We start from the raw sequence: 22,347 nt of genomic DNA, 5'->3' as shown, positions 1-22,347 counted from the left end.
GCCGGTCCTGCCCGTCGTCCGCGCCGACGGCCACGCTCGGGTCGAGGAGGTCACCATGACTGGATCAACAGGGACGACGGCCAAGCAGGCACTCGGCGCCTACGGCGAGGAGCTGGCCGTACGGCGCCTCGTCGGCGACGGGCTGGTGCTGCTGGACCGCAACTGGCGGTGTGACGAGGGCGAGATCGACCTGGTCCTGCGGGAGGGGTCGGTGCTCGTGGTCTGCGAGGTGAAGACCCGCAGCAGCGTGGCCTTCGGGACGCCCCACGAGGCGGTCACCGCCGCCAAGGTGGACCGGATGCGCCGGCTGGCGGAGTGCTGGCTCCGCGCCCACGACCTGCGCGCACCCGACGTGCGGCTCGACCTCGTGGCCGTCCTGCGACCGCGTCGCGGAGCCTCGGTCCTCGAGCACGTGCGGGGGATCGGCTGATGCCCGTCGCCACCGCCCAGACCGTCTCGCTGCACGGCGCGGTCGGGCACGTCATCGACGTGCAGACCGACGTCTCGCCGGGGCAGGTCGGCACGACCCTCGTCGGTCGGCCCGACGCCACGCTCAACGAGGCGAAGGACCGGTGCCGGATGGCCATCGTCAACAGCCATCTCGGGTGGCCGGCGACCCGTCGCATCACGATCCTGCTGTCACCCGCCGACCTGCTCAAGAGCGGCACCCACTTCGACCTGGCCATCGCCGTGTCGGTGCTGGCCGCCGCCGGTGAGATCCGGCGTGAGTCGCTCGAGGCCACGGCCTTCGTGGGTGAGCTGACCCTCGACGGCCGGCTGCGCTGCGTCCCCGGCGTCCTGCCCATGGTCCTGGCCGCCTCGCGCCGAGGCGTCCGGCGGGTCTTCGTGCCCGAGCCGCACGCCCGGGAGGCCGCGATGGTGCCCGGGGTCGAGGTGTTCGGCATGCGCTCGCTGGCGCAGGTCGTCGCCGAGCTCTGCGGCGAGGAGATCCCCGATGCTCCTCCGGTGGTCGGGATGTCCGGCTCGCGGCTGCTCTCGTGGCGCGGCCAGGACCGCGTCGAGGACGTCGACATGGCCGACCTCGTGGGCCTCGCCGACGTGCGCTTCGCCGTGGAGGTCGCGGCCGCGGGCGGCCACCACCTGATGCTGTCGGGCCCCAAGGGCTGCGGCAAGACCAGCATCGCCGAGCGGCTGCCCGGCATCCTGCCCGACCTCGAGCCCGAGGAGTCGCTCGAGCTGACCGCCATCCACTCGCTGGCCGGGGCGCTCGAGCCGGGCGACGCGATGATCGTGCGGCCGCCGTTCTCGGCGCCCCACCACGACGCGAGCAAGGCCAGCCTCATCGGCGGCGGGAGCGGCCTCGTGCGACCCGGCGAGATCAGCCGCGCCCACTGCGGGGTCCTGTTCCTCGACGAGTTCGCCCTGTTCCGCACCGACGTCCTCGAGGCGCTGCGACAGCCGCTCGAGAGCGGCGAGGTCACCGTGGCCCGCCGTGACGAGAGCGTCGTCCTGCCCGCCCGCGGCATGGTCGTGCTGGCCTGCAACCCCTGCCCCTGCGGCGAGTACACCGCTCGTCGGCGCCCGGGCCACGAGGGCTGCAGCTGCACCGAGCGGCAGCGGCGCGACTACCGCCGCCGCATCTCCGGCCCGTTCGCCGACCGGATCGACATCACCCGCCACGTCACCGACGTGCGGGGCGGCGCCGCGGTCGACCCGTTCGACCGGCCCGAGTCGACGGCGGATGTCCGTGTCCGGGTCACGCGTGCGCGTGACCGCCAACGGGTCCGCTACGTCGACGACGGGTGGCGCCTCAACGCCCAGGCGCCCGGGCCGGTCCTGCTCGAGCGGTGGCCACTGGAGCCCGCGGGGCAGAGGGCGGTCGACGACCAGCTCTACGCAGGCCGGCTCACGCGCCGTGGCGCCACCCGCGTCCACCGGATCTCGTGGACCGTGGCCGACCTGGTCGGCGTCGACCGGCCCGGACCCGCCGAGGTCGACGTCGCCCTTCGCCTGCGGGCGGGGGAGCCCCTCCTGCTCGAGACCCTCGAGCGGAGGGCGGGATGAACGGCCGCGAGCCGGAGCGCCTGGCCAGGGTCGCCCTCGGGCGGCTCGGCGAGCCGGGCGACCCGCGGGTCGCGACCCTGGTGGAGGGCAGCGGTGCCGTGGCGGTCTACCAGGCACTCCTCGACCAGCGTGAGCACGACGGCCTGCTCAGCGACGTCGCAGGCCGGTTGGCCGCGATCGACCCGGCGCGCGACCTCGACGTCGCCGACCGGCTCGGCATCCGGTTCGTGATCCCCGGGGACGCCGAGTGGCCCACGCAGCTCGACGACCTCGGGGCCGCGCCGCCGGTTCAGGAGCGTGGTGGAGCGCCGATGGGGCTGTGGGTGCGCGGCCCGCTCCGCCTCGATGAGGTCGAGGCCTCGGTGTCGGTCGTCGGCTCCCGGTCCGCCACGACCTACGGTGCCCACGTCGCGGGGGAGCTGGCCGCCGTCAGCGCCCGCGCGGGACTCGTGGTCGTCTCCGGCGCCGCCTTCGGCATCGACCAGGCCGCCCACCGGGGTGCCGTCGCGGCTGGGGGACGGAGCGTCGCGGTGCTCGCCTGCGGGGTCGACCGCCCCTACCCACCCGCCCACCGGGACCTCATCGAACACCTCGCCCGGACCGGCGCCGTCGTCTCCGAGCTCGCCCCCGGGTGCTCGCCGACCCGGCTCCGGTTCCTCGCCCGCAACCGGATGATCGCGGCGCTCACCGGTGGCACGGTCGTCGTCGAGGCCGCCCTCCGCAGTGGGGCGCTCAACACCGCCAACTGGGCCTCGCGCCTCAACCGGCACCTGCTCGGCGTCCCCGGCCCGGTCACCAGTGCTCCCTCCCAGGGCGTGCACCAGCTGATCCGCACCGGCGCCGCCACGCTCGTCACCTCGGGTGAGGAGGTCCTCGAGGTGCTGGGGCGAGCCGGCCAGCACCTCCTCGAGGTGCCGCGGGGACCCGAACGGCCCCGCGACAAGCTGCCACTGCGCCAGCAGCAGGTCCTCGACGCCGTCCCCGTCTCGTCGTCGGTGGGGGCCGAGTCGATCGCCCGCACCGCCGGACTGAGCCTGCTCGAGGTCGGCTCGGCACTCACCCGGCTGCGGGACCACGGCCTGGTCGAGCAGGCCGAGGGCGGGTGGCGACTGGCCGGGCCCGTCAGCCGATGACGGAGCGTTCGCGAACCTAGACTCGGACGGTGAGCGAGACCGCCGACGACCCGCCCGAGGGGCTGCCCGAGGGCATGGCGCGGGTGCTGGGCGACTACGAACGGCACCTCACCTCCGAGCGCGACCTCGCCACGCACACGGTCCGCGCCTACATCGGCGACGTGGCCGGCCTCCTCGAGCACGCCACCCGGCTCGGCCAGGACGACGTCACGGACCTCGACCTGCGCACCCTGCGCAGCTGGCTGGCCAAGCAGCAGACCCTCGGCAAGTCCCGCACGACCCTCGCGCGGCGCGCCACGGCGGCCCGGGTCTTCACAGCCTGGCTACTGCGCACCGGCCGGGTCCCGGTCGACCCGGGCGCCTCGCTCGCGTCGCCGAAGCCGCACAAGCCGCTGCCGCCCGTCCTGCGCGCCGACGAGGCCGCCGACCTGATCCACGCGGCCGCCGAGCTGGCCGACGACGGGAGCCCGGTCGGCCTGCGCGACGTCGCGATGCTCGAGCTGCTCTACGCCACGGGGGTCCGCGTGGGCGAGCTCGTCGGGCTCGACCTCGACGACATCGACCGGGACCGTCAGGTCGTGCGCGTGTTCGGCAAGGGGCGCAAGGAGCGCACCGTGCCGTTCGGCCGTCCGGCGGCCCGTGCCCTCGACTTCTGGCTCAAGCAGGGCCGCCCGCACCTCCTGGTCGACGGCTCCGGCCCGGCGGTGTTCCTCGGAGCCCGCGGCCGGCGGATCGACCAGCGCGCCGTGCGCACCCTGGTCCACCGCCGGATCGCCGAGGTCCCGGGTGCGCCCGACATTGGGCCACACGGGCTCCGGCACACCGCCGCGACCCATCTCCTCGAAGGCGGCGCGGACCTGCGCTCGGTGCAGGAGCTGCTCGGGCACGCGTCGCTGGCCACCACGCAGCTGTACACGCACGTGACGACCGACCGGCTCCGTCGGGCCTACCAGCAGGCCCACCCCCGGGCCTGACGGCTACGACAGGGGGAGGGCCTCGAGCAACGGCCGCCACCCGGGGTAGGCGAGCGGCACCGGCAGCGCGGACGACGGTTGCGCGAGCGGTGGGGCGACGGGCTCGTCGCGCCAGAGCGGGAGCAGCCGCACCGGCCCGAGGCCGACCAGCCGCAGCGGGTCGAGGTAGGTCTCGTCCCGGACCCAGCCCCAGTGCAGGCAGGTGCGGGGGAAGCAGTGGGATCCAGCCGTCTCGAGGGTGCCGATCGATGCGCCCGCGGCGACCACCGCACCGCGCGCGACGGTCGCGGTCACCGGCTCGTAGGTCGTGCGCGTCTCGCCGTGGTCGACCACCACCACCCCACGGCCGGCGATCCGGCCCACGAACGACACCGTTCCGGCCAGGGCCGCGCGCACCCGTTGACCGGGGGTGCCGAGCAGGTCGACGCCGCGGTGCCCCGACCCCCAGGCCGACGTCGGCGGGTCGAACCCCGCGACCACCGCGGGCTCCGGGGCCATCGGCCACACGCCCACCGGATCCGGCTCCCCGGGCGTGCCGAGAGCCCGCCCGTGGCCGAGGACGGCCACGAGCAGGCCCAGGACGACGACCACGGCGAGCCCGGGGAGCCGGGTCCGGAGGGCGGTGACCGACGAGGCCACGGGGTGCTGGGGACGGTGCATGGGAGGAGCCTGCCCGCGCCCCGGGACGGGCGCCCGCCGCCGGGTCAAGACGGTGGAGAAGCACCGCGGTCGCTGCCCCTGTGGACGCCTCGCGGCCCGGTCCGTCTCCGATTCGCGGCCCGAGGCCCGCGTCACGTAGTCTGGTCCGCGCAATCCGCATGGAAACGCGTGGATTGACTTCGCACGTCCGCAGACCGCGACGGAGCCTGACTTCTGGACTCCGGCCACCCGTGGGCGACGATCCTCGGTCCGGCACCTGGGCAACCAGTCGCCGGTGGGGTCGCGCGCAGGCGTCAGGGCACCCGGCACCCGTCGGGGGCATCGAAACTGAAAACACAACCGGAGCCACCACCGGTGCGTCCTGATCACAAGGGCGCACAGACGGGGTGCGCTCCACACAACAGGAGACATCACATGGCAGTCGTGACCATGCGCCAGCTTCTCGAGAGCGGCGTGCACTTCGGACACCAGACCCGTCGCTGGAACCCGAAGATGAAGCGCTTCATCATGACCGAGCGCAACGGCATCTACATCATCGACCTGCAGCAGTCGCTGGCCTACATCGACCGCTCGTACGCCTTCATCAAGGAGACCGTCGCCAAGGGCGGCACCGTGATGTTCGTCGGCACGAAGAAGCAGGCCCAGGAGGCGATCGCCGAGCAGGCGACCCGCGTCGGCATGCCCTACGTCAACCAGCGCTGGCTCGGCGGCATGCTCACCAACTTCCAGACGGTGCACCAGCGGATCAACCGCCTCAAGGAGCTCGACGAGATCGACTTCGACGACGTGGCCGGCAGCAGCCGCACGAAGAAGGAGCTGCTCCAGATGCGCCGCGAGCGCGACAAGCTGAACAAGTCGCTCGGCGGAATCCGCGAGATGAGCCGCACGCCTTCGGCCGTGTGGATCGTCGACACCAACAAGGAGCACCTGGCCGTCGAGGAGGCGCGCAAGCTGCGCATCCCGATCATCGGCATCCTGGACTCCAACTGCGACCCCGACCTGGTCGACTTCCCGATCCCCGGCAACGACGACGCGATCCGCGCCGTCGGCCTGCTGACCCGCGTCGTCGCCGACGCCGTCGCCGAGGGCCTCATCGCCCGCTCCGGCGCGAAGGCGACCGAGGGTGCCGAGGCCGTGGGTGCCGAGGAGCCGCTGGCCGAGTGGGAGCGCGAGCTGCTCGGTGGCGACGCCGAGAAGGCCGCTGTCGAGGCCACCGGCGGCGACGCCGAGAAGGCCGCCGAGGAGACCCCGGCGTCCGAGGCGACCGGCGCTGCGTCCGAGGCCACCGAGGCGACCGAGGTCGCCGAGGCCGCCACCGAGGCCCCGGCCGCCGACGAGGCCAAGGCCTGACCGTTTCCGACCGCGGCGGCTCCGTACGACGTACGCGAGCCGCCGCGCCGGTGACCGGCGCCCCCAGCACCACGCACTACCACCACGAACCTGAGGGGAAGAGAACCCATGGCGAACATCACCGCCGCCGACGTCAAGAAGCTCCGCGAGCTCTCCGGCGCCGGCATGATGGACTGCAAGAAGGCGCTGACCGAGGCGGACGGCGACTTCGACAAGGCCGCTGAGCTGATCCGCATCAAGCTGGGCAAGAAGGCCGCCGAGCGTGGCGAGACCCGCGAGGCCACGGCCGGCCTGGTCGCCACCTCGGGTGGCGCGCTGGTCGAGCTCAACTGCGAGACCGACTTCGTGGCCAAGGGTGACGAGTTCGTCGCCGTGGCCCAGAAGATCGCCGACGCGGCCAACGCCGCCAAGGCCACCGACACCGAGACCCTCAAGGCCGTCGAGCTCGACGGCTCCACCGTGGGCGAGGTCGTCGCCAACCTGGCCATGACCATCGGCGAGAAGATCGAGCTCGGCCGCGTGGCCTACTTCGAGGGCGACGTCGTCGTCTACATGCACAAGCGTGCCGCCGACCTGCCGCCCGCCGTCGGCGTGCTCGTCGAGTACGACGGTGACGAGGACGCCGCTCGCGCCGCCGCGATGCAGGTCGCCGCGATGCGTCCGCAGTACCTCACCCGTGACGAGGTCCCCGCGGACATCGTCGCCAAGGAGCGCGAGATCGCCGAGGCGACCTCCCGCGAGGAGGGCAAGCCCGAGCAGGCGATCGCCAAGATCACCGAGGGTCGCCTCAACGGCTTCTTCAAGGACGTCGTCCTGCTCGAGCAGCCGTCGGTCACCGAGAACAAGAAGACCGTCAAGGCCGTCCTCGACGCGTCCGGTACCAGCCTGAAGCGGTTCGCCCGTTTCGAGGTCGGCGCCTGACCGGATAGGTTGCAGCCAGACCACACGAGGAGGCCGGTTCGATGACTCAGACACTGATCATCGAACCGGCCTTCTCGCTTGCCCGCCACCCCGCGCAGTGCACGAAGGGACTTCCGTGACCGGCTACAAGCGTGTCCTCCTCAAGCTCTCCGGCGAGGTCTTCGGAGGAGGGAAGGTCGGCGTCGACCCCGACGTCGTCCAGAAGATCGCCCGCGAGATCGCCAACGTCGCCCAGGCCGGCGTCCAGATCGCCGTCGTGACGGGTGGCGGCAACTTCTTCCGTGGCGCCGAGCTCCAGCAGCGCGGCATGGACCGGGTCCGTGCCGACTACATGGGCATGCTCGGCATCGTGATGAACTGCCTCGCCCTCCAGGACTTCCTGGAGAAGATGGACGTCGAGACCCGCGTCCAGACCGCCATCACCATGGGCCAGGTCGCCGAGCCCTACGTCCCGCGCCGCGCCATCCGGCACATGGAGAAGGGCCGGGTGGTCATCTTCGGTGCCGGCATGGGCATGCCCTTCTTCTCCACCGACACCGTCGCGGTCCAGCGGGCGCTGGAGAGCAAGTGCGACGTCGTCCTCGTGGCCAAGAGCGGCGTCGACGGCGTCTACAGCGCCGACCCCAAGCTCGACCCCACGGCCACCAAGTACGACAACCTCACCTACGACGAGGCCATCCAGCAGGGCCTGCGGATCATGGACCAGACGGCGTTCGCCCTGTGCGGGGAGAACAAGCTGCCGATGGTCGTCTTCGGCATGGAGCCCGAGGGCAACATCCTGCGCGTCGTGCAGGGTGAGAAGATTGGCACGCTCGTCAGCGCAGGCTGACGGGCCATTCGCACCAGCCTCGACCACCCACGCAACGACAGCACCCACGCAGTAAGGAAGCAGCCGTGATCAACGACATCCTCAACGAGGCCGACTCCAAGATGGACAAGTCGGTCGACGCGACGCGCGAGGAGTTCGCGGCGATCCGGGCGGGCCGGGCGCAGCCGAGCATGTTCAGCAAGATCACCGTGGACTACTACGGCTCGCCGACCCCGCTCCAGCAGCTGGCGTCCTTCACCGCCCCCGAGGCGCGGATCATCCTGATCCAGCCCTACGACGTGGGCGCGATGGGCAACATCGAGCGGGCCATCCGCGACTCCGACCTCGGCGTGAACCCCTCCAACGACGGCAAGATGCTGCGCTGCGTGTTCCCCGAGCTGACCGAGGAGCGCCGCAAGGAGTACATCAAGGTCGCCAAGGCCAAGGCCGAGGACGGCCGCGTCGCGGTGCGCAACCTGCGCCGCACGGCCAAGCAGGGCCTGGAGAAGCTCGAGAAGGACGGCGAGGTCGGCAAGGACGACGTCACCGGTGCCGAGAAGCGCCTCGACTCGATCACCAAGAAGCACACCGACGCGATCGACGACATGCTCAAGAACAAGGAAGCCGAGCTGCTCGAGGTCTGAGGACCCGGCAACCGACCATGACCGACACCTCGTCCGGCGCCCCGGCGGCGCCGCAGAAGGACCACGGCCGGGCCGGGCGCGACCTGCGCGCGGCCGTCCTGTCCGCGATCGTCCTGCTCGCCGCGATCGGCACCTCGCTGTTCTTCTTCAAGACGGCCTTCATGCTGATCGTCGCGGTCGCGGTCGTGGTGGCCGTGTGGGAGCTCCACCAGGGGATGCTGGCCAAGCACATCGACCTGCCCGAGCAGCCGCTGATGCTGGGCGGCGTCGTCATGGTCGTCGTGGCCTACTTCTACGGTGCTCCGGCGCTCGTCACGGCCACCGCGGTCACGGCGCTGGTCATCATGTTGTGGCTGCTGCGCCGCGGCATCGACGGCTACGTCATGAACGCCACGGCCTCGGTGTTCACGCTCGTCTACGTCCCGTTCCTCGGATCGTTCGTCGCCCTGATGCTGGCCGAGGGCGGGACGTCGTTCTCCGCCGGCGGCATCGACGACGCGGGCGTCAAGGGCATCATCGCCTTCATCGGCGTCACCATCGCCTCCGACATCGGGGGCTACGTCGCCGGTGTCCTATTCGGCAAGCACCCCATGGCCCCGGTCATCTCCCCGAAGAAGTCGTGGGAGGGCTTCGCCGGGTCGGCGGTCTTCTGCGGCGCCGCCGGCGTCGCCCTGGTGGTCTACCTGCTCGACGGCGACTGGTGGGTCGGCCTGGCCCTCGGCGCCATCGCGGTCGTGATGGCCACCCTCGGCGACCTGTGCGAGTCGGTGATCAAGCGCGACCTCGGCATCAAGGACATGAGCCAGGTGATCCCGGGCCACGGCGGCCTGATGGACCGGCTCGACTCGCTGCTGGCCACGATCGCCCCGATCTGGCTGCTGCTGCACTACCTCGTCTTCCAGTGAGGGCCCCGGCGTGACGCTCTTCCTGGTCCGCCACGGCCGGCCGGCGATCGACCCGGCGCGCCCCGCCCACACCTGGGAGCTGGACCCCGTCGGCTTCGACGACGTGTGGGCGCTGCGCGAGTCCGGCCGCCTGCCGCAGCGGGCGGCCTGGTTCTGCTCGCCGGAGCCCAAGGCGGTCGCGACCGCCCAGCTGCTCACCGAGTCCGACGTCGGCATCGTCGACGACCTCCGCGAGCACGTGCGCGACTCCGCCGACTGGATCGAGGACTTCCCGGCCGTCGTACGTCGTGCCTTCGCCGAGCCGCACCTCAGCGCCCACCCCGGCTGGGAGACCCTCGACGCCTGCCGCGACCGGGTGGTCGCCGCGGTCACCAGGATCCGCGACGTCCACGCCCGCGAGGACGTCGTCCTGGTCGGCCACGGCACCGCCTGGACCCTCGCCGCCGCGGACCTGGCCGGCCAGGCCCCCGACCTCGACCGGTGGCAGTCGATGGCCATGCCCGACCTGATCAGGGTCGACGACTGAGCCGCGGCCTCACCACCACCCTTGCCGGCGTGCCCAGCGCAGCAGCAGCAGGCTGATCGCGAGCATCGCGACGAGCACGACGACGAGCTCGATGTAGTGCGTGTGCTGGGAGACGATCATGTTCATGCCGTAGACCGACGCGATCGCGGTGACGGGCAGCGTCACCGCCGCGATGACGGCCAGCCGCTCCATGGCGACGGTCATCTTGGTGTGCACCTTGGTCTGGTAGAGCTCGATCACGCCGAACAGGAAGTGCGACTCCCCGTCGGCCAGCGAGCGCACCCGGTCGAACTGGTCGGCGAGGTCGCGGGCCCAGGTGGAGTCGCGGTCGTCGGCGATCCGGTGGATGCCGGCCATCCGGACCCAGATGTCGTGGCACTGGGCCGCCATCGTGCGGGTGGTGATCAGCTCGTGGCGGATCAGGAACATCGTCTCGAGCAGCGCCTCGGGGTCACGCATCTGCGAGGTCATCACCTGCTGCTCCAGGCCCGGCAGCTTCTCGGCGACCTGCCGGATCAGCCCGCTCTGCCGGCGCGCGACCGCCGAGGTGATCGCGTAGGACAGCTCGGCGGGGGAGGAGGGATGGAAGCGCTCGCCCTCGATCCGGGCCAGGACGCCGGCCGTCTCGAGCAGCGCCACGTCCAGCGGCACCTCGGGGTTGATGGGGCCGTGCACGGTGACCAGGTAGTGGTGGCCGACGATCTGGTCCAGCTCGAGCAGGTGCACGTGGCCGGCCCGGCCCAGGAAGGGGGACTGCGTCGTGACGAACACGTGGTCGTCGTACCCGTGCACGGTCGGGACGTAGTTCCGCTGCCGGCAGCCCTCGATCACCATCGGGTGGCAGCCCAGCCCGGTCAGCAGTGCGTCGGCGTCCTCGTCCCACACGGGCACGTCGACCCACCAGAAGCCCTCCTCATGGGCGAAGAGCTCCACCACGTCGTCGGGCTCGCGCCGGTGCGCGCCCGACGCGTCGAGGAACCAGACCTCCATGGCCCCAGCGTGGCGGGCACGGGGCACCGCGACAAGCGCCAGGGCAGCACGACGACCTGTCCCGGGCGTGACGAGCGTCCCGCGCGGGGGTCCGTGCTTCGGGGCACGGTCTCTGAGAGGATCGGGGCGATGACCACCGAGCAGACTCCCCGGGACGGCGCCGTCGATCGGCAGCCGGACTGGTGGCACCGCGACCACCCGACGTTCACGGCCCTGACGGGCTTCTTCTCCGGGCTCGCCTTCGTGATCGTGATCCCCGGGGTCTTCGCCGGCATCCTGCACCTGCTCTTCGACGACCACACCGCCGAGGACCTCTTCCCGCTGGTCCTGGTCATGCTGGGCGTCCCGGCCGCCCTGATCACGGCCCCGCGCACGCGCCGCTTCGGCCTCTACATGCTGATCGGCATGGTCGCCACGGCCCTCGTCGTGGGCGGCGTGACGGCGCTCGTGCTGTGGTACCTCTTCCAGTACCAGGACTGACGTTTCGCCACCGGGTGCGCCCGGATGGGATGATCGGGACCTGATGTCCTCCCCTGACGCCCCCGACAGCACCCCCGTGAAGACCCTGCCCCTGGTCTTCGACGAGCCGCGCGGCCGCAAGAAGCCACCGCGCCACCTCGCCGACCTCACCGCCGAGGAGCGCAAGGCGCTGCTCGCCGAGCAGGGCCTCCCGGGCTTCCGCGCCAAGCAGCTCAGCACCCACTACTTCTCCCGTCTGGTCGACGACCCGGCCGAGATGACCGACCTGCCGGCCGGTCAGCGCGACGACCTCGTCGCCGCGCTGCTGCCCACGCTGATGACGCCGCTGCGGACGCTCGAGGCCGACAAGGGCACCACCCGCAAGACCCTGTGGAAGCTCTTCGACGGCGCGCTCGTCGAGTCGGTGCTGATGCGCTACCCCGGCCGCGTGACCATGTGCGTCTCGAGCCAGGCCGGCTGCGGCATGGCCTGCCCCTTCTGCGCCACCGGCCAGGGCGGCCTCCAGCGCAACATGTCCACCGCCGAGATCGTCGAGCAGGTCGTCGCAGGCGCCCGGGCGCTGGCCCGCGACGAGGTCCCGGGCGGTCCGGGTCGCGTCTCCAACGTGGTGTTCATGGGGATGGGCGAGCCGCTGGCCAACTACAAGGCCGTCATCGGCGCCGTACGCCGGCTCACCGACCCCACCCCCGACGGTCTCGGCATGTCGGCCCGCGGCATCACCGTCTCCACCGTCGGCCTGGTGCCCCGGATGAAGCAGCTGACCGAGGAGGGCATCCCGGTCACCCTCGCCCTCAGCCTGCACGCGCCCGACGACGAGCTCCGCAACGAGCTCGTCCCGATCAACACCCGCTTCTCGGTCGCCGAGACCGTCGAGGCGGCCTGGGACTACGCCGCGAAGACCAAGCGCCGGGTCTCCATCGAGTACGCCATGATGCGCGGCATCAACGACCAGGCCTGGCGTGCCGACCTGCTCGGCGACGTCCTGAACTCCTACGGCGACTGGGGCTGGGTGCACGTCAACCTGATCCCGCTCAACCCGACGCCGGGCTCCAAGTGGACCGCCTCGGACCCCAAGGACGAGCGCGAGTTCGTGCGCCGGCTGGAGGCCAAGGGCATCCCGACGACGGTGCGCGACACCCGCGGCAGCGACATCGACGGGGCCTGCGGCCAGCTCGCCGCCGTCGAGTAGCCGCTCAGCAGCCCTCGGCCACCAGGTCCGCCGCCTCCTCGACCGAGTCGACGAGGTGCACCCGCCCCTCCATCGGGCGTCCGCGGGCGAGGGAGGAGAGCAGGGGCCAGGCGGGCAGCGTCCCGGTCCAGTACGTCGCCCCCACGAGCACCATCGGCGCGACCGACGACTCGTCGGCGTAGTAGTTCTCGCACGCGTCCTGGAAGACCTCCTGGACGGTGCCGCCGGCGCCGGGCAGGAAGACGATCCCCGCGTCGCAGACCTCGAGCAGGATCGCCTCGCGGGTGGCGTTGCGGAAGTACTTCGCGATCGCGGTCGCGAAGACGTTGGGCGGCTCGTGCCCGTAGTGCCAGGTCGGGATCCCGAGGGACTCGCTGTCCGCCGGCAGGTCCACGTCGAGGGCGGCCCCCACCCAGGCGTCGACCGAGGGCCGGTACGACGGCACGGCGGCCAGCGACCGCAGGGCCTCGTCCAGGGCGTCGGCCGGTCGCGACGACAGGCGGCCGCCCAGGTTGGCCGCCTCCATCGCGCCCGGGCCGCCGCCGGTCGCCACCACGTGGTCGCGGCCGAGCAGCCGCCCGAGGGACGCGGCTGCGGCGTACTCCTCCGAGCCCCGCTCAGCGGCGTGCCCGCCCATTACGCCGACCAGGCGCCGCGTCGCCGTCCACGCGGTGAGTGCCTCGTCGATCGCGTGGTCGTGCAGGGCGCGGGCGAGGGTCGCGTCGGGGTCTGCCGTCCGCTGCGACCACGCGTAGGCGCGGGCGTCCGTGGTGGTGCGGTAGGTGGGGGAGTCGTAGAGCTCGGCGGCGGTGTAGAGCTCGGCGCGGTAGGTGTCGACCGGCACGCCGGGGATCGCCGGGAGCACCAGGGCGCCCGTCGCCTCGAGCCGCGCGGCCTCGCCCTCGGCGAAGGTGCAGCCCAGGAACGTCGCTCCGGCCGTGCGGGCGCCGGCCAGCGCAGCGCCCCGGTCCGAGAGGTCCACGTCCTGCACCCGCCACCCCGACAGCGACCCGGCACCCGCGCCGATCCGCCGGTCGAACTCGGCCAGGGACTCGACGTGGACCACGCGGCCTCGGGAACGCCTCACGCGGCGAACCTAGACCACGCTCGGCCGGCGCTCCCCCGAACAGGTCTCAAAAGGCGTGCGCCATCAGGTCACCGAAGAGGTCGTGCTCGTCGACGTCGAGGCCCCGCGCCCGGAACCAGGTGCACATGTTGGTGCAGTCGCGGAGCAGGAAGTCCATGCCGTTGGTGTTGCCCACCAGGTCGACGATCTGCGGCAGGTCGATGATGACCAGCCGCTCGCCGGCCGCGAGGACGTTGTACGGCGACAGGTCGCCGTGGACGATCCCGTCCTGCACCATCGTGGCCATCGCGTCCCGGAGCTGGTCGAAGTACGACGCCAGCAGGACCGGGTCCGGCCGGGTCTGCGCCAGCCGCGGGGCCGTCTGCGTGCCGTCCTCGCCCTCGACGGTGATCCACTCCATGAGGATCTCGGTGCCGTCGATCTGGACGGGGTAGGGGACCGGCAGGCCCAGCTCGTGGCAGCGCTTGAGGGCGTCCCACTCCGAGATCGCCCACTCGCCGGCGGCGACGATCCGGCCCCACGTGCTGTTGCGCTTGAGGGCGCGCTCGTCGCGCGAGCGCTTCATGCTGCGGCCCTCGGTGTAGGACGCGGCGCGGTGGAAGTTGCGGTGGTCGGTGCTGCGGTAGCGCTTGGCCACCATGACGACCGACTCCCCGAGGGCCTCGGACCCGGGGACGGCGCGCTCCAGCAGGAACGCGTCGGCCTCCTTGCCGGTCTTGAGGATGCCGAGGTCGGTGTCGAGGGCGGCCTGGGAGGTCACCACCCAGTCGGGGCGCGGCTGCGGGCCCCGGCAGAGCGGCTCGACGCTCAGCCAGGTCGACCAGCGCTGGCCGTCCGGGAGGTCGTCGTCGTACGCCTCGAAGTCGAAGACGAAGGAAGGGTCAAGCTCGTGTTGCGTGAAGTCCTGGGACATCGGTGTGAGTGCTCCATGAGGTGAGAGGGGTGCGGTCTGCGGACAGGCCGGGGACAGTCATCGACATGTCACGGCTCCTCTCGGTCATGGGCACGGCTGCGGAGGTGGCAGCGCCCGGGGCGGGACCATCGTGGAGGTCCCGCCCCGGGCGCCGCAATCGAATTAACGCCGGGATCAGCAGACGGAGTCCGCCGGCTTGGGGTTGGTGAGCCCGAACAGCGGCCGCAGCCGGAGCCCGACGAAGGTGCCGGCCAGCGCCATCAGGCCCCACAGCCAGCCGTGCAGGCTGAAGGAGGCGATGCCGCCGAAGTAGGCGCCGATGTTGCAGCCGAACGCGATCCGCGCGCCGTAGCCCATGAGCACACCGCCGAGGACGGCGCCGAGTGCGAGCTTCCCGGGGATCCGGCGGTGCACCACGAAGGCACCCGCCGCGGCCGAGGCGACGAGCGCCCCGACGATGATGCCGAGGTCCATGACCGAGGTCTTCTCGGCGAGGAAGCCCGCCTGGTACTTCGCCAGGTTGGCCGGGTCCTGCCAGAACGGCCAGGACAACACGTCGACCCCGAGCGCGTCGAGCAGCTTCGAGCCCCACAGCGAGAACGCGAAGGTGACACCCCACGCGCCACCCGACACGTACAGCGTGACGGCGTTGAGGCCGGCCAGCAGCAGGGCGCCGACCCACAGCGGCCACGACCCGCGCACGGCCCGGGCCGCCCCCGTGGCGACCGGGGGCTCCTCGACCGGCGGCACGTCGCCGCGCCGCGCGATCACGTAGGTCACCGCGACGATCGCCGCCATGACCGCGAGGGAGACCGCCCAGGCGCCGAGGTAGCCGCCGAACGTGTCGGCCAGCGACACCGGCGGGTGCGAGGGCAGCGTGGTGGTCCAGAAGCTGAACGTGTACGCGCCCAGCACCGAGCCCGTCACGAAGCCGGCGAGCGTCAGCAGGATCGCGGTCTGGCCGCTGCCGATGGCGAAGAGCGTGCCGGACGCGCACGAGCCGCCCAGCTGCATCCCGACGCCGAAGAGGAACGACCCGACGAAGAGCCCGAAGCCGATCGGCGCGAGCGAGGGCAGCGCCGGCACGTCGCCGTACGACGCCTGCGTGGCGAGGATCGGCGCGAACAGCGTGCAGGCCACCGCCAGCATCAGCATGTGGGCGCGCAGCGCCTTGCCCTGGCGAACCGCGACCAGCTGGCGCCAGGCGGAGGTGAAGCCGAAGCGGCTGTGGAACAGCACGAACCCAAGGGCGAGCCCGAGCGCGAAGAGGATCGCGGGGATCTCTCCGGACCGGCTGAAGACGACGAGTCCGAGGACGAGGGCCGTGGCGAGGCCGGCCAGCACGACGCCGACCTGCGGCGGCGGAGCCTCGGCGGCCGGGGGCGGGGCGAGCCGCGCCTCGCGTGGAGGCACGCCGAGGCGGCGGGTGCCGGCGCCTCCGGAGCGTTCGGTGATGGACATCTGCTTCCTTTCGCTACGAGCTCGCGGGCGCGAGCAGGCCGACTGGGGTGACCGTGCCGCCGGGGAACCAGGCGACGGCGGTCTCGTGGTGCTGGTGGTGGCCCTGGGCCGGCATGTACGCCGCCCGGGTGGCGGCGTACAGCGACCAGGGGTCCGGGTCGTCGCCGTGCTGGGCGCGCCAGGCCAGGTAGCCCGCCGCGGTGGGGGACTGGCCGGGGAACCAGCGCACCAGGGTCTGGCTGAACTCCTGGGCAGCGGGATCGCGAACGTCGAAGTCGAGCGGGAGGATCGCCCCCAGCGTCGAGTCCACGACCTGCGGGGTCAGTAGCCACGGCGCCAGCCAGGTGCCGTCCGAGCGCATCGGCTGCCGGGCGAGCGGCAGGGCGGTGGTGCGGGTCAGCGTTCGCGCCGCGTCGGCCCACCCGCTGACCACGAGCAGCGCGTTGCGGGTGCCGGGCGGGTCGGCGGGGTCGACCACGCGGACATGGTGGGCGGTGGCCGCCTCGCGGACCGCGGCGTACGCGGCCCGGCTCCGGGGCGAGCCGTCCGCCTCGACGGCCAGCTCGGTCACCCCGCGGGAGGCCAGGGTGGCCACCACCGAGACGAGGGCGCCGCGGTCGGCGGCGGTGAGGTCCTCGGCCGGGCAGGTGGTGGGGGCGAGGCCGCCGGCGATCAGGGACCCGGTCGCCGAGGTCAGGCACTCCGGGCCGTCGGACGAGGTCCAGGCCGAGGTGTCGGGGGCGCCCGACCCGGCGATGCCGGTCTCGACCGCGAACGGGACCCGGTGCCGCGGCCCGTGCGAGACCAGGACGGTGCCCTGGCCCTCGGGCAGGTCCACGACCGCCCACAGCCCGTCGGTGCCAGGTCGCGGCACCGCGCGGACCATGTCGTGCGGCCCGGTCCCGACGAGCACGGGGAGTCCCCGGTGCCGGTGGGTGTCGCCGATGGGGGTGGCGTCGACGCGCACCAGGTTGCGGCCCGGCCGGGCCGGGGCGACCGTCACCGTGAACTGCACGTCGTCGTGCCGGATCCGCTGGATGGTCGGGGTGCCGGGGGTGCGTGACCCGCCGAGCACCTGCTGCCCCTGGTTGCGCGCCTGCCAGTCGGTCACGAGCGCATTGCCCTCACGAGGTGGCCCCGACGTGCCCTCCCACGTGTCGGAGCCGGCGTAGACCGCCCCGCCGACGACCAGCGCTGCCACCGCGGCGGCGGGAGCGAGGACGAGTGCCGCCCGCGGGCGGGACCGGAGGTCCCGCCCGCGGGTGCTGTCACTGTGCGACGTCACCTGGTGGTCACTTGACGTCGTCGTCGGCCGTCACGAAGAGCATCGAGTGCGGCTTCGCCGGACCCCAGTCGCCGTGCGGCCAGGAGGCTCGGTCGAAGTCGATGCAGGTCTCGCCCGTGGTGTCACGGAACTTCGTGTCGAGCGCGAGCGTCTCGTCCGCGAGGACGTCGGCCAGGCAGACGCGGTGGTCGCCGTTGAGGCCGGTGCGGGCCACGAAGTAGTTCGAGTACGCGATCCGGCGTACGTCGGTGGTCTCGTGGTAGTAGCCGTCCTCGCCGAGCTGGAGGTTGTCCAGCGCGCCCCAGTGCGGTCCGCCCGGCGCCGGCAACGTGTCGACCACCGCGGGGCAGTCGCTCTCGGCGCCCCCCGCGGTGACCTCGTCGAGCGTGTCGATGTTGCACTGCGGGCTGTCGCCGGACGCCAGGAGCTTCTGGATGTCCAGCTTGAGGATGTACGGCGGGGACCCCTTGTCGTCGCCGGAGGGCTGGCGGCCCACGACGGCGTGGTAGAGGTACTTGTCGTCCAGGCTCGTCTGGAGCCAGCCGCCGTTGCTGCCGCCGCCGTACCAGTTGCTGTTGGGGTCGGTCAGCTTGTTCGAGGTGGTGAGGTCGAAGACCTCACGCCACTCGGGCTTCTCCGCGGTGATGTCGGGGGCGTAGTAGATCGCGCCGCCCTGCATGGTCTCGGCGAACGCACCCTTGTGGCCCGGCAGGTTGGTCACCGTGGTCTCCATGGCCGCGCGCGGCTCCTCCTGGTGCGGCACCTTGCCCACGCGCGGGCCGTCGGGCAGGAACGAGACCGCCTTGAGCTTCGGGTGGTCCTCGTCGGAGATGTCCCAGGTGCGGACCGTCGGTCGACGGAGGTAGGACGAGGGCGAGGACACCGGGTTGAGGATGATGTTGCGCGGCTCGTTGTAGTCGCTGCTGACCAGGATGCCGAGGTCCTCGCGGGCCTGGACGCCGTGCGGGTTGGCGCACGTCGGCGCGGGCAGCGCGGGGATGTTGTCGCAGCGCTGGGTGTCCTCGGGCGTCTCGGTCGCGGCCGGAGCCTCGCTGAGCGTCTTGCCGTCCTTGTCGAGGCGGACCAGCTCGCCGGGCGAGCCGCCGAAGCCGTTGCCGACGCGGACGCTGCCGTCGGTGTAGGTGCACGGACCGGGCAGGTCCGGGCCGCCCATGTAGGTGCCGTAGGCATCACCGTCCTTGGTGACCCAGTAGGCGTCCGGGACCGAGCCGCAGACCGTGTCCTGCGGCAGGTTGACGGCCTTGAGCGTCAGCTTCGGGAGCTGCGAGGTGTCCACGACGTAGGTGACGTCGGTGAAGAGGCCGCCGGCGAAGATGTTGTTGCCCTTGTGCCAGATGTACTGCATGTGGTGCGGCTCGTTCTCCACGAGCGGGCCGACGGTCGCGGTGTTGACCACGGTGCCGTAGGACGGGGAGCCCTTGGTGGCGTCGACGACCGCGAAGAAGTCGGGGCCGACCAGGTCCTTCTGGCCGATCAGGTCCGTCCCGACCGACTTCGGGAGCGCGGTGAGCTCGGCGCCGCTCTTGTCGAGCACGTTGTTGTCACCGGCCCACACGACGAGGTACTCGCGCCGGATGCCGTCGTCCGCGACGGTGCCCCCGGAGTCCCCGGCCGGGATGCCGCCCAGCGAGGGGAGGCCGAGGCCGTCGAGCGCGGACGCCGGGAGCGCCTTGCTCTCGATGTGGTTCTCGATCCAGTAGGTCTTGCCGTCGCGACCGGCCACCTTGCTGGTGTCGGTGACGACGCCGGTGGCTGCCTGGAGCAGCGTCTGGAGCAGAGAGCTGGCTCCCGGGTCGGTGCCGACCGGGCCGAGGTCGTCGCCGCTGGACGGCAACGTGGCCGCGGACGCGCCACCGGTGCTGTGGAACGTCGCCGCGAGGCCGAGGACGGCCGCCGCGGCACCGACGGTGCGCAGGCGTCTGCCTGGGCGTCGGGGGACGTTCCGTGGGGTGTGGTTGCTCAAGGTGCTTACCTCCGAGATAGGGGCCCCATGTGCCCTTCTATATAAACACTAGTAACTTACTAAAGATTGCCTGAAGGGCAAGACCCCCGTCTCACGGAGCGGGTCGGCCAGGGTTGGAAGCTCAGGCGGCGAGGCCCCGCTCGGTCGGGATGTCCAGCTCGCTGACCCGGTCCCAGGCGTCGTCGACGTGCACGACCCGGCGGCCGAGCCGGTGCAGCAGGCTTGCGGCGATGCCGGCCCGGTAGCCCGAGCGGCAGTGCACCCACAGCTCGCCCGCCGGCAGCTCGCCGGCGCGGTCGGCCACGTCCTGGACGGGGACGTGCACGGCGCCCGGCAGGCGTCCGGCCTCCCACTCGTCGCGCTGACGCACGTCGACGACCACGCGCCCGCCGGGGTGGCTGCGGAAGCCGGCCCAGTCGGTGCGTGCGAAGGACGACTCGAGCGGGGCGTCATCCCCGAGGACGTGGATCCCGACGCCCTCGATGCCGATCGCGGCCAGGTCGCGGATCGCCGGGGCGAGGTCGGGCAGCCGGTCGGTGAGCAGCACGAGCTCGTGCTCCCAGGGCGCCAGCCATCCGACGTACGTCGCGAACTGGGTGGAGTACTCCACGCCGACCGTGTCGGTGAGGTGGCCGGCGGCGAAGTCGGCGCGGTCGCGCAGGTCGACCACCCAGGCACCCCGGGACACGGCGTCGGCAAGCTCCTCGCTCCCCACTGCCCGGGCAGGACGGGGGAGGGCGCGGCCGGCGGCCACCCGGTTGAGCGGCCCCATGTGGTCGTAGTACGCCGGGATCGGGCCGAATCCGGCCAACAGGTCCGCCACGAACTCCTCGCAGTCCGCGAGCAGTGCCGGGTTGGTCGCCAGCTGCCCGCCGATCGTGGGGGTCGTGCAGGAGCTGCCGGCCGCCGTCGACGCGCAGAAGCTGCCGAACCCATGGGTCGGGTGCAGGTGCGTCGCCGGGTCGAGCGCGGCCAGGTCCCGGGCGCTGGACCACTGGGCCCGGGCCAGCGCGGTGGTCATGTTCTCGTGGACCAGGTCGGTGCGGCCGACTGTCCCGTCCAGGAGGCTCCCGCCGCTGAAGACGGCACCGGGGTGACCGGCGCCGTGCGCGGGGTCGGTCACGTGGAACGACTGGTGGTGGCGAGTGTGGCCGGGGGTGTCGAGCACCCGCACCTCGAGCCCGCCGACCTGCACCAGCTCGCCGCCGCGCACCCCGACGCGCTCGAAGGCGACGTGCTCGTCGGCGGCGAGCAGGTAGTCGGCTCCGTGGCGACGGGCCAGGCCCAGGGCTCCGGAGAGGTAGTCGTTGTGCACGTGGGTGTCGGCGACGGCGGCGATCTCGACGCCCGCGTCCTCGGCGGCGCGCTCCACGGCAGTCAGGTGGCGGGGCGGGTCGACGACGAGGGCGGAGGCGCCGTCGTGGACCAGGTGACAGCGGTTGCCCAGCTCGGGCACCTCGAGGGTGATGACGTCCATCGCGTCTCCTAAAGTCGAGTGAGTTGATAGTGTTATAGCACCGTGATGCGGGACGTGCCGCCGGGGCGCGTGGGGGTCGGTAGGTTCTGCTCGTGACGCTCTCGCCCCGCCGCTGGGCTGCCCTGGCCACGTCCGCCCTCGTCCTGGGCCTGCTGCCCGGCGCGGTGCCGGCAGTCGCCGACCCGGCCCCGACGGCGGCCGAGATGCCGTCCCCCGGGGCCGCCGGGATGGGCGACCCCTACTTCCCGCTGGACGGCAACGGCGGCATCGACGTGGTCCGCTACGAGGTGCACGACACCTACGACTTCACCACCCGGCACCTGTCCGGTTGGACCCGCCTGACGGTCCGCGCGACCCAGGCGCTGAGCCGCTTCGACCTCGACCTGCTGCTCCCGGTGCAGGGCGTGACCGTCGACGGGGTGCCTGCGGCGTACGCCAAGCCCGACCTGCACGAGCTGCGGGTGACGCCCGCCTCGCCGATCGCGCGGGGCGACCGGGTCCAGGTGCTGGTGCGCTACGCCGGCCAGCCCGAGAAGCTCGGCTGGAACGGCGAGCACAACTGGCTCGCCGACGACTCCGAGGTCGTGGCGATGAACGAGCCGCACATGGCGCCGTGGTGGTTCCCGGCCAACGACCACCCGCGCGACCGGGCCCTGATGGACCTCCACATCACCACGGCCGCCGACAAGCAGGTCGTCGCCAACGGCCACCTCGTGGGGCGCGAGGTCCACGGCCGGCGCGCCACGACCCACTGGCGCGCGGCCGAGCCGATGGTGCCCTACCTCGCCTTCTTCGCGGCCGGCCACTTCGTCATCCGGCACGGCGTCCACGACGGGCTGCCGTGGTACGTCGCGGTGTCCGACCGCATCCCCACCTCGACCCGCAACGCGTCCCTGCGGCTCATGGAGCGCACCCCGGGCATCGTGACCTGGCTGGAGCGCCAGCTCGGGCACTACCCGTTCGCCGACACCGGCGGCCTGACGACCAGTCTCAACCCGGGCTTCGCGCTGGAGAACCAGACCCGGCCGACGTACCCCGTCCTCACCTCCGAGGCCGTCACCACCGTCGTGCACGAGCTGGCCCACCAGTGGTTCGGCGACTCCGTGGCGGTCGCCAACTGGCGCGACATCTGGCTCAACGAGGGCGCGGCCACCTTCATGGAGGCGCGGTACGCCGAGACCCACGGCGGCCAGTCGGCCCAGCAGTGGCTGGAGTACTGGTACGACACCCTCGCCGACGACGCCGACTTCTGGACGCTCCAGGTCGACGACCCGGGCCGCGACCACATCTTCGACTGGCAGGTCTACCAGCGCGGCGGGATGGCCCTGCAGGCGCTGCGGCACCGGATCGGCAACGACGACTACTGGCGGCTGCTGCGCCAGTGGGTGCACTCGCGCGCCGGCGGCAACGGCTCGACCCGGCAGTTCGAGGCGCTCGCCGAGCAGGTCAGCGGGCAGCAGCTCGACGGGTTCTTCAAGGCCTGGCTGGTCGACCCGACCCGGCCCGCCCGCACGGCGGCCAACGGCCTGGGCTGA

At 72.4% G+C, this 22,347-nt stretch carries 21 protein-coding genes; 13 read left to right on the top strand and 8 right to left on the bottom strand.

The window, feature by feature from the left end; translation table 11 throughout:
* The first annotated feature begins 55 nt into the window (after window positions 1-55).
* From FB382_RS12015 to FB382_RS12000, 4 genes are all read left to right on the top strand, one after another.
* Window positions 56-430, top strand: a complete 375-nt coding sequence (locus tag FB382_RS12015; RefSeq protein WP_182539429.1) for a YraN family protein — start codon at window positions 56-58, stop codon at window positions 428-430.
* Complete coding sequence (locus tag FB382_RS12010; RefSeq protein ID WP_182539427.1) at window positions 430-2,025, top strand: YifB family Mg chelatase-like AAA ATPase; 1,596 nt, start codon at window positions 430-432, stop codon at window positions 2,023-2,025. The genes FB382_RS12015 and FB382_RS12010 overlap by 1 nt, the downstream gene beginning before the upstream one ends.
* The gene (dprA, locus tag FB382_RS12005; protein WP_182539425.1) at window positions 2,022-3,158 is read left to right on the top strand and encodes a DNA-processing protein DprA; all 1,137 of its coding nucleotides are present in this window, start codon (window positions 2,022-2,024) and stop codon (window positions 3,156-3,158) included. Before FB382_RS12010 ends, dprA begins: the two co-directional genes overlap by 4 nt.
* Window positions 3,159-3,232: 74 nt before the next feature.
* Complete coding sequence (locus FB382_RS12000) at window positions 3,233-4,132, top strand: tyrosine recombinase XerC (protein ID WP_182541495.1); 900 nt, start codon at window positions 3,233-3,235, stop codon at window positions 4,130-4,132.
* 3 nt (window positions 4,133-4,135) lie between these two features.
* On the opposite strand, the gene FB382_RS11995 is transcribed toward FB382_RS12000, so the two are convergent.
* Window positions 4,136-4,792, bottom strand: a complete 657-nt coding sequence (locus FB382_RS11995; RefSeq protein ID WP_182539423.1) for a M23 family metallopeptidase — start codon at window positions 4,790-4,792, stop codon at window positions 4,136-4,138.
* A 414-nt stretch (window positions 4,793-5,206) separates the two neighbouring features.
* Here FB382_RS11995 and rpsB point away from each other — a divergent pair, with 414 nt between their 5' ends.
* The 6 genes from rpsB to FB382_RS11965 all read left to right on the top strand — a co-directional run bounded on the left by rpsB (window position 5,207) and on the right by FB382_RS11965 (window position 9,946).
* Window positions 5,207-6,142, top strand: coding sequence for a 30S ribosomal protein S2 (gene rpsB / locus FB382_RS11990; RefSeq protein ID WP_182539421.1), 936 nt, complete (start codon window positions 5,207-5,209; stop codon window positions 6,140-6,142).
* A gap of 108 nt (window positions 6,143-6,250) precedes the next feature.
* Complete coding sequence (gene tsf, locus FB382_RS11985) at window positions 6,251-7,063, top strand: translation elongation factor Ts (protein WP_182539418.1); 813 nt, start codon at window positions 6,251-6,253, stop codon at window positions 7,061-7,063.
* 115 nt (window positions 7,064-7,178) lie between these two features.
* Entirely contained in the window at window positions 7,179-7,892 is a 714-nt protein-coding gene (gene pyrH / locus FB382_RS11980; RefSeq protein WP_125038796.1) for a UMP kinase, read from the top strand.
* 68 nt (window positions 7,893-7,960) lie between these two features.
* Complete coding sequence (gene frr, locus FB382_RS11975; protein ID WP_221767672.1) at window positions 7,961-8,515, top strand: ribosome recycling factor; 555 nt, start codon at window positions 7,961-7,963, stop codon at window positions 8,513-8,515.
* Window positions 8,516-8,532: 17 nt separating this feature from the next.
* Entirely contained in the window at window positions 8,533-9,420 is an 888-nt protein-coding gene (locus FB382_RS11970; RefSeq protein WP_182539416.1) for a phosphatidate cytidylyltransferase, read from the top strand.
* Between the two features lie 10 nt (window positions 9,421-9,430).
* Window positions 9,431-9,946, top strand: a complete 516-nt coding sequence (locus tag FB382_RS11965) for a histidine phosphatase family protein (protein ID WP_182539414.1) — start codon at window positions 9,431-9,433, stop codon at window positions 9,944-9,946.
* 9 nt (window positions 9,947-9,955) lie between these two features.
* On the opposite strand, the gene FB382_RS11960 is transcribed toward FB382_RS11965, so the two are convergent.
* Window positions 9,956-10,936 carry a CorA family divalent cation transporter gene (locus tag FB382_RS11960; RefSeq protein WP_182539412.1) on the bottom strand — a complete coding sequence of 327 codons (981 nt, stop codon included), beginning with the start codon at window positions 10,934-10,936 and terminating at the stop codon, window positions 9,956-9,958.
* Between the two features lie 129 nt (window positions 10,937-11,065).
* Here FB382_RS11960 and FB382_RS11955 point away from each other — a divergent pair, with 129 nt between their 5' ends.
* Together FB382_RS11955 and rlmN are read left to right on the top strand one after the other, a co-directional pair.
* Complete coding sequence (locus tag FB382_RS11955) at window positions 11,066-11,416, top strand: hypothetical protein (protein ID WP_182539410.1); 351 nt, start codon at window positions 11,066-11,068, stop codon at window positions 11,414-11,416.
* Between the two features lie 43 nt (window positions 11,417-11,459).
* Window positions 11,460-12,605 (top strand): dual-specificity RNA methyltransferase RlmN, encoded by a 1,146-nt coding sequence (gene rlmN / locus FB382_RS11950; protein ID WP_182539408.1) that lies wholly within the window; start codon window positions 11,460-11,462, stop codon window positions 12,603-12,605.
* A gap of 4 nt (window positions 12,606-12,609) precedes the next feature.
* Here the strand turns inward: rlmN and FB382_RS11945 are convergent, their stop codons facing one another.
* The 6 genes from FB382_RS11945 to FB382_RS11920 all read right to left on the bottom strand — a co-directional run bounded on the left by FB382_RS11945 (window position 12,610) and on the right by FB382_RS11920 (window position 20,812).
* Window positions 12,610-13,692, bottom strand: a complete 1,083-nt coding sequence (locus tag FB382_RS11945; RefSeq protein ID WP_182539406.1) for a Rossmann fold nucleotide-binding protein — start codon at window positions 13,690-13,692, stop codon at window positions 12,610-12,612.
* A gap of 46 nt (window positions 13,693-13,738) precedes the next feature.
* On the bottom strand, window positions 13,739-14,605 hold the full coding sequence (locus FB382_RS11940; RefSeq protein ID WP_182539405.1) for a serine protein kinase RIO: 867 nt from the start codon (window positions 14,603-14,605) through the stop codon (window positions 13,739-13,741).
* A 174-nt stretch (window positions 14,606-14,779) separates the two neighbouring features.
* A complete protein-coding gene (locus tag FB382_RS11935) occupies window positions 14,780-16,066 on the bottom strand; it encodes a YeeE/YedE family protein (RefSeq protein WP_182539403.1) in 1,287 nt (428 codons plus the stop codon).
* Between the two features lie 13 nt (window positions 16,067-16,079).
* The gene (locus FB382_RS11930) at window positions 16,080-17,351 is read right to left on the bottom strand and encodes a hypothetical protein (protein ID WP_182539401.1); all 1,272 of its coding nucleotides are present in this window, start codon (window positions 17,349-17,351) and stop codon (window positions 16,080-16,082) included.
* 7 nt (window positions 17,352-17,358) lie between these two features.
* Window positions 17,359-19,335, bottom strand: a complete 1,977-nt coding sequence (locus FB382_RS11925; protein WP_182539399.1) for a hypothetical protein — start codon at window positions 19,333-19,335, stop codon at window positions 17,359-17,361.
* A 121-nt stretch (window positions 19,336-19,456) separates the two neighbouring features.
* Window positions 19,457-20,812 carry a rhodanese-like domain-containing protein gene (locus FB382_RS11920; protein WP_182539396.1) on the bottom strand — a complete coding sequence of 452 codons (1,356 nt, stop codon included), beginning with the start codon at window positions 20,810-20,812 and terminating at the stop codon, window positions 19,457-19,459.
* 92 nt (window positions 20,813-20,904) lie between these two features.
* On the opposite strand from FB382_RS11920, the gene FB382_RS22865 reads away from it, so the two are divergent.
* On the top strand, window positions 20,905-22,347 hold the full coding sequence (locus FB382_RS22865) for a M1 family aminopeptidase (protein WP_182539394.1): 1,443 nt from the start codon (window positions 20,905-20,907) through the stop codon (window positions 22,345-22,347).

The organism is Nocardioides ginsengisegetis (assembly GCF_014138045.1).
Classification (GTDB): Bacteria; Actinomycetota; Actinomycetes; order Propionibacteriales; family Nocardioidaceae; genus Nocardioides; species Nocardioides ginsengisegetis.
Note: the sequence above shows the minus strand (reverse complement) of the source record. Positions and strands in the feature narration are given on the sequence as shown.